This window comes from Pseudomonas sp. MWU15-20650, assembly GCF_023242475.1.
Taxonomy (GTDB): domain Bacteria; phylum Pseudomonadota; class Gammaproteobacteria; order Pseudomonadales; family Pseudomonadaceae; genus Aquipseudomonas.
On record NZ_JALJFG010000068.1, the window covers coordinates 1 to 6111 of the forward strand.

Sequence of the window (6111 nt, forward strand, 5' to 3'; positions counted from 1 at the left end):
CCCTCCCACAGGGGATCTCCAGTGTTTTTACGAATGTATTTCACGACGGACTGAACCATGGACCTGACCCCACGGGAAAAAGACAAACTGTTGATCTTCACCGCCGGCTTAGTGGCTGAGCGCCGCCTGGCGCGCGGTGTGAAGCTCAACTACCCGGAAACCATCGCCTATATTTCCGCCGCCCTGATGGAAGGCGCCCGCGATGGCCGCACCGTCGCCGAGCTGATGCACTACGGCACGACGCTGCTCAGCCGCGAGCAAGTGATGGAAGGCATCCCGGAAATGATCCCGGATATCCAGGTGGAGGCCACCTTTCCCGACGGCACCAAGCTGGTCACCGTTCACCAACCCATTGCCTGAGGCCCGGCCATGATTCGTGATGCAACCGAACAAGACCTGCCTGCCATCCGCGATATCTACAACGACGCGGTACGGAACACCACGGCCATCTGGAACGAGCAACCGGTGGACCTGGCGAACCGCCAAGCCTGGTTCAGTGCGCGCCAGGCGCAGCAGTACCCGGTCCTGGTCGCGGTCGAAAACGATGAAGTCATAGGCTACGCCTCATTCGGCGACTGGCGCCCGTTCGAGGGCTTTCGCTACAGCGTCGAGCACTCGGTGTATGTGCGCAACGACCAGCGTGGCAAAGGTCTTGGCCCGCGCCTGATGCACGCCTTGATCGAACGCGCCAGAACCTGCGGCAAACATGTGATGGTCGCGGCTATCGAAAGCGGCAACCAAGCGTCGATTCGCCTGCATGAGCGCCTGGGTTTCATCACCACCGGGCAAATGCCCCAGGTGGGCATCAAGTTCGGCCGCTGGCTGGACCTGACGTTTATGCAACTGACATTGAACCCGGGTGCACAACCGCCCAAGGAGTGAGATCGATGAGCGCTGCACAATTGCGACGAGTGAATGCAGAAAGTTTTGCCCATTACCGCCTGGGTTTGATTCAGCTGTTGCTCGACGCGGTGCAGCATGGCGCCTCGGTCGGTTTCATGGCCGACTTCGATGAAGCCCAGGCCCGCGCCTATCTAAACGGTGTGCAAGCCAGTGTCGAGGACGCCAGCCTGTTGCTGTGGGTGGTGGTGCGCGATGAGCAGGTGATTGCCAGCGTGCAATTGGCGCTGTGCCAGAAAGCCAACGGCCTTAATCGGGCCGAGGTGCAAAAGCTGCTGGTGCACAGCAGCGCCCGCCGCCACGGCCTGGGCCAGCAATTGATGAATACCCTGGAGCTTGCCGCGCGCCAGCACAAGCGCGGCCTGCTGTACCTGGACACCGAGGCCGGCTCTGGCGCCGAAGCCTTCTACCAGGCGCTGCACTACATCAAGGTGGGTGAATTACCCGACTACTGCCAAAGCCCGGACGGGCGTTACAGCCCGACCGCCATCTACTTCAAGACCCTGGGGCAACCTGCATGATTCCTGGCGAATATCAGATCCAGCCTGGCGACATCGAACTGAATGTCGGCCGCCGCACCCTCACCCTCGGCGTGGCCAACAGCGGCGACCGGCCGATCCAGGTGGGCTCGCATTACCATTTTTTCGAGACCAATGATGCGCTGACCTTTGACCGTGCATTGAGTCGCGGCATGCGCCTGAATATTCCGGCGGGCACGGCGGTGCGGTTTGAGCCGGGGCAGAAGCGTGAAGTGGAGTTGGTGGAGTTGAGCGGTGGACGGCGGGTATTTGGGTTTGCGGGGCGGATCATGGGGGATCTTTAGGGCCTCATCGGGGGCAAGCCCCCTCCCACAGGGGAATGCATTCCAAGTGTGGGAGGGGGCTTGCCCCCGATAGCTGACTCACATTCAACATCAATTTTTCAGGGCAACCTCACATGAAAATCAGCCGCCAAGCCTATGCCGACATGTACGGCCCCACCGTCGGAGACAAGGTCCGCCTGGCCGACACCGAGCTGTTCGTCGAAGTGGAGCAAGACTTTACGATCTACGGTGAAGAAGTGAAATTCGGCGGCGGCAAGGTGATCCGCGACGGCCAGGGCCAGAGCCAGTTGCTCGCCCATGAAGTGGTCGACACCCTGATCACCAACGCGCTGATCATCGACCACTGGGGCATCGTCAAGGCCGACGTCGGCTTGAAGAACGGCCGCATCCACGCGATCGGCAAGGCCGGCAACCCGGATATCCAGCCAGGTGTGACCATGGCCATCGGCGCCAGTACCGAGGTGATCGCCGGCGAAGGCATGATCCTCACCGCTGGCGGCATCGACACCCATGTGCACTTCATCTGCCCGCAGCAGATCGAAGAAGCACTGACCAGCGGCGTCACCACCATGATCGGCGGCGGTACCGGCCCAGCCACCGGCACCAATGCCACCACCTGCACCTCAGGCCCGTGGCACCTGGCGCGCATGCTGCAAGCCAGCGACTCGTTTCCAATGAACATCGGTTTCACCGGCAAGGGCAACGCCAGCCTGCCGGAGCCCTTGATCGAGCAGGTCAAGGCCGGCGCCATTGGCTTGAAGCTGCATGAAGACTGGGGCACGACGCCTGCCAGCATCGACAACTGCCTGAGCGTCGCCGACCAATACGATGTACAGGTGGCGATCCACAGCGACACCCTGAATGAATCCGGGTTTGTGGAAACCACCCTCGCCGCCCTCAAGGGCCGCACCATCCACACCTACCACACCGAAGGTGCCGGTGGCGGCCACGCGCCAGACATCATCAAGGCCTGCGGTTTCCCCAATGTGCTGCCCAGTTCCACCAACCCGACCCGGCCGTTCACCCGTAACACGATCGACGAGCACCTGGACATGTTGATGGTCTGCCATCACCTGGACCCGAGCATTGCCGAAGACGTGGCCTTCGCCGAAAGCCGTATCCGCCGCGAGACCATCGCCGCCGAAGACATCCTGCACGACCTCGGCGCGTTCTCGATGATCAGCTCCGACAGCCAGGCCATGGGCCGCGTCGGCGAAGTGATCACACGCACCTGGCAAACCGCCGACAAGATGAAAAAGCAGCGTGGCGCCCTGCCCGGCGATGGCCCGGGCAATGACAACTTCCGCGCCAAACGCTATATCGCCAAGTACACCATCAACCCGGCGATCACCCACGGGATCAGCCATGTCGTCGGCTCGATCGAAGTGGGCAAATGGGCCGACCTGGTGCTGTGGCGCCCAGCGTTCTTCGGCATCAAGCCGACCCTGATCCTCAAGGGCGGCGCGATTGCCTCAAGCCTGATGGGTGACATCAACGGCTCGATCCCGACGCCGCAGCCGGTGCACTACCGCCCGATGTTCGCCAGCTTCGGCAGCGCGCTGCACGCCACCAGCCTGACCTTTGTCAGCCAGGCCGCCCAGGACGCCGGGTTGCCCGAAGCACTGGGTTTGAAGAAGCAGATTGAGGTGGTCAAGGGCTGTCGCGACGTGCAGAAAACCGACCTGATCCACAACGATTACCTGCCGGATATCGAGGTGGACCCGCAGACCTATCAGGTCAAGGCCGATGGGGTGCTGTTGTGGTGCGAACCTGCGGATGTGTTGCCGATGGCACAGCGGTATTTCCTGTTCTAACCCAAACCTTTGTGGCGAGGGAGCAAGGCCCCTCGCCACAGGTACGGTGTTCGTTCTCGAGCCTTAAAACTGCTCGCGCGGATTAAAAGCAGCTTTTTGCGCCAGCTCCTGCCACAGCGCCTTGACCTCTTCGTCGCTGCTCTTGGGCATTACAACCTTGAGCTGCACGAACAAATAGCCACGCTGCCCGGCCTTGTTCAGCAAACCATGGCCCTTGGCGCGCATGCGCTGGCCGTTCTGGCTGCCGGCCGGCACCTTGAGGTTGATCTTGCCGGTCAGCGTCGGCACGGCCACTTCCGCGCCCAGTGCCAGTTCCCATGGTGCCAGGGGCAGGTTGATGATCAGGTTTTCGCCATCCACCTCGAACTTGGGGTGCGGCGCAAACTTGATGATCAGGTACAAGTCACCATTGGCTCCGCCGCCAATGCCCGGTGCGCCCTGGCCTTTGAGGCGGATGCGTTCGCCGTCGGCCACGCCGGCGGGAATCTTCACGTTCAGGCTCTTGACGGTGTTGCTGACGTGACGGCCCGAGGCGTCGTATTGCGGCACCTGGAAACTGATCTGCTTGGACTCGGTGGACAACGTCTCTTCCAGGAACACCGAGAGTTGCATCTCGACGTCCTGCCCCTTGCGCCCGGCAGAACGCCGCTGGCCACCGCCGAAGGCATCGCTACGGCCGCCGAAGATCGAGCTGAAGAAATCGGAAAAGTCCTCGGTGCCTGCACCGCCGTCGAACCCACCCCGACTCTGCCAGCCCGGTGGTCCCTGGAACGGTTGGCCGTGCTGACCGTATTTGCGCAGCTCGTCGTATTCAGCGCGCTTGTCGGCGCTTTTGAGCGCTTCATAGGCTTCCGACGCGTCCTTGAACTTCTCTTCGGCGTCTTTTTCTTTGCTGACGTCCGGGTGATATTTGCGCGCCAGCTTGCGATACGCAGCCTTGATTTGTTTGTCATCGGCCGTCGGCTCGACACCCAGAATCTTGTAGTAGTCTTTGAAATCCATCGGCAGTTCACCATCCTTTATCGAGATCGCACAGCCCGGGGCACAACGTGCGCTGGTTTGCACCTGTTGAGGGTTATGGCCTGGGAGTGCGTCAAAGTGTTATCGGCGCTAGCCGTATGCAACAGATGTGGGGGCAAATACCCAACTTTCAAGCACGATTTAACGGATGGTTGGCCTACGCAACCGCCCTCGACTGGCATACACTGCGCGGCCGTTTTTCAACCGGAACCCGATAGACATGAAAAACCCATCCCCAGCCCGTGCCTGCGGTATCGACTTCGGCACGTCCAACTCCACCGTCGGCTGGATCCGCCCCGGCGAGGAGACGCTTATCGCGCTGGAGGACGACAAGATCACCTTGCCGTCGGTGGTGTTCTTCAACTTCGAGGAGCGCCGCCCGGTCTACGGCCGCCTGGCCCTGCACGAATACCTGGAAAACTACGAAGGCCGGCTGATGCGCTCGCTCAAGAGCCTGCTGGGTTCCAAGCTGATCAAGCATGACACCAGCGTATTGGGCACGGCCATGCCGTTCACCGACCTGCTGGCGCTATTTATCGGCCAACTCAAGAGCCGCGCCGAAGCGACCGCTGGCCGCGAGTTCGAAGAAGTGGTGCTGGGCCGCCCGGTGTTCTTCGTCGATGATGACCCGATGGCCGACCAGGAAGCGGAAAACACCCTGGTGGACGTGGCGCGCAAGATCGGTTTCAAGGACATCTCGTTCCAGTACGAACCCATCGCGGCGGCGTTCGACTACGAGTCCACCATTGAAAAAGAAGAGCTGGTGCTGATCGTCGACATCGGCGGTGGTACCTCCGACTTCTCCCTGGTGCGCCTGTCGCCGGACCGCCGTCACAACGACAACCGCCAGAGCGACATCCTCGCCACCGGTGGCGTGCACATCGGCGGTACCGACTTCGACAAGCAACTGTCCCTGGCCGGCATGATGCCGCTGTTCGGCTACGGCAGCCGCATGAAAAGCGGCGCCTACATGCCCACCAGCCACCACATGAACCTGGCCACCTGGCACACCATCAACTCGGTGTACTCGCAGAAATCCCAGCTGGCCCTGGGCAGCATGCGCTACGACATCGAGGACACCGGTGGCATCGACCGCCTGTTCAAGCTGATCGAACAGCGCGCCGGGCACTGGCTGGCAATGGAAGTCGAAGAGACCAAGATCCAGCTGACCCACGAAGACAGCCGCCATGTGCTGCTGGACCGGGTAGAACCAGGGTTGAGCGTGGACTTGAGCCGCACACTGTTCGAGTCGGCAATCGACGGGTTGCTGGAGCGCGTGCGCAACAGCGTTACGCAGTTGCTGACCGACGCGTCGGTGGATGTGGCCCAGGTGGACACCGTGTTCTTCACGGGCGGTTCCAGCGGCATCCCAGCGCTGCGCCACAGCATCTCGGCAATGTTGCCGAATGCGCGGCATGTGGAAGGCAATATCTTTGGCAGCATTGGTAGCGGTTTGGCGATTGAAGCCAGCAAGCGTTACGGCAGCTGACGCCTCCCAAACGCCGCAAATCCAATATGGGAGGGGGCAAGCCCCAATGCCAGTCAGTTAAGAAG

At 61.4% G+C, this 6111-nt stretch carries 7 protein-coding genes; 6 read left to right on the top strand and 1 reads right to left on the bottom strand.

Features of this window, described 5'->3' with window-relative positions; translation table 11 throughout:
* Positions 1 to 57: 57 nt before the first annotated feature.
* The 5 genes from ureA (at position 58) to ureC (ending at position 3537) form a co-directional block, all read left to right on the top strand.
* Positions 58 to 360, top strand: a complete 303-nt coding sequence (ureA, locus tag M5B43_RS27040) for an urease subunit gamma (RefSeq protein ID WP_017136777.1) — start codon at positions 58 to 60, stop codon at positions 358 to 360.
* Positions 361 to 369: 9 nt separating this feature from the next.
* Positions 370 to 882 (top strand): GNAT family N-acetyltransferase, encoded by a 513-nt coding sequence (locus M5B43_RS27045; protein ID WP_248752933.1) that lies wholly within the window; start codon positions 370 to 372, stop codon positions 880 to 882.
* 5 nt (positions 883 to 887) lie between these two features.
* Entirely contained in the window at positions 888 to 1421 is a 534-nt protein-coding gene (locus M5B43_RS27050) for a GNAT family N-acetyltransferase (RefSeq protein ID WP_248752934.1), read from the top strand.
* Positions 1418 to 1723 (top strand): urease subunit beta, encoded by a 306-nt coding sequence (locus tag M5B43_RS27055; RefSeq protein ID WP_248752935.1) that lies wholly within the window; start codon positions 1418 to 1420, stop codon positions 1721 to 1723. Before M5B43_RS27050 ends, M5B43_RS27055 begins: the two co-directional genes overlap by 4 nt.
* Positions 1724 to 1836: 113 nt before the next feature.
* Positions 1837 to 3537, top strand: a complete 1701-nt coding sequence (gene ureC, locus M5B43_RS27060; protein WP_248752936.1) for an urease subunit alpha — start codon at positions 1837 to 1839, stop codon at positions 3535 to 3537.
* 63 nt (positions 3538 to 3600) lie between these two features.
* On the opposite strand, the gene M5B43_RS27065 is transcribed toward ureC, so the two are convergent.
* Complete coding sequence (locus M5B43_RS27065; protein ID WP_248752937.1) at positions 3601 to 4539, bottom strand: DnaJ C-terminal domain-containing protein; 939 nt, start codon at positions 4537 to 4539, stop codon at positions 3601 to 3603.
* 238 nt (positions 4540 to 4777) lie between these two features.
* On the opposite strand from M5B43_RS27065, the gene M5B43_RS27070 reads away from it, so the two are divergent.
* Positions 4778 to 6046 carry an Hsp70 family protein gene (locus tag M5B43_RS27070; RefSeq protein ID WP_124376064.1) on the top strand — a complete coding sequence of 423 codons (1269 nt, stop codon included), beginning with the start codon at positions 4778 to 4780 and terminating at the stop codon, positions 6044 to 6046.
* Positions 6047 to 6111 lie beyond the last annotated feature (65 nt).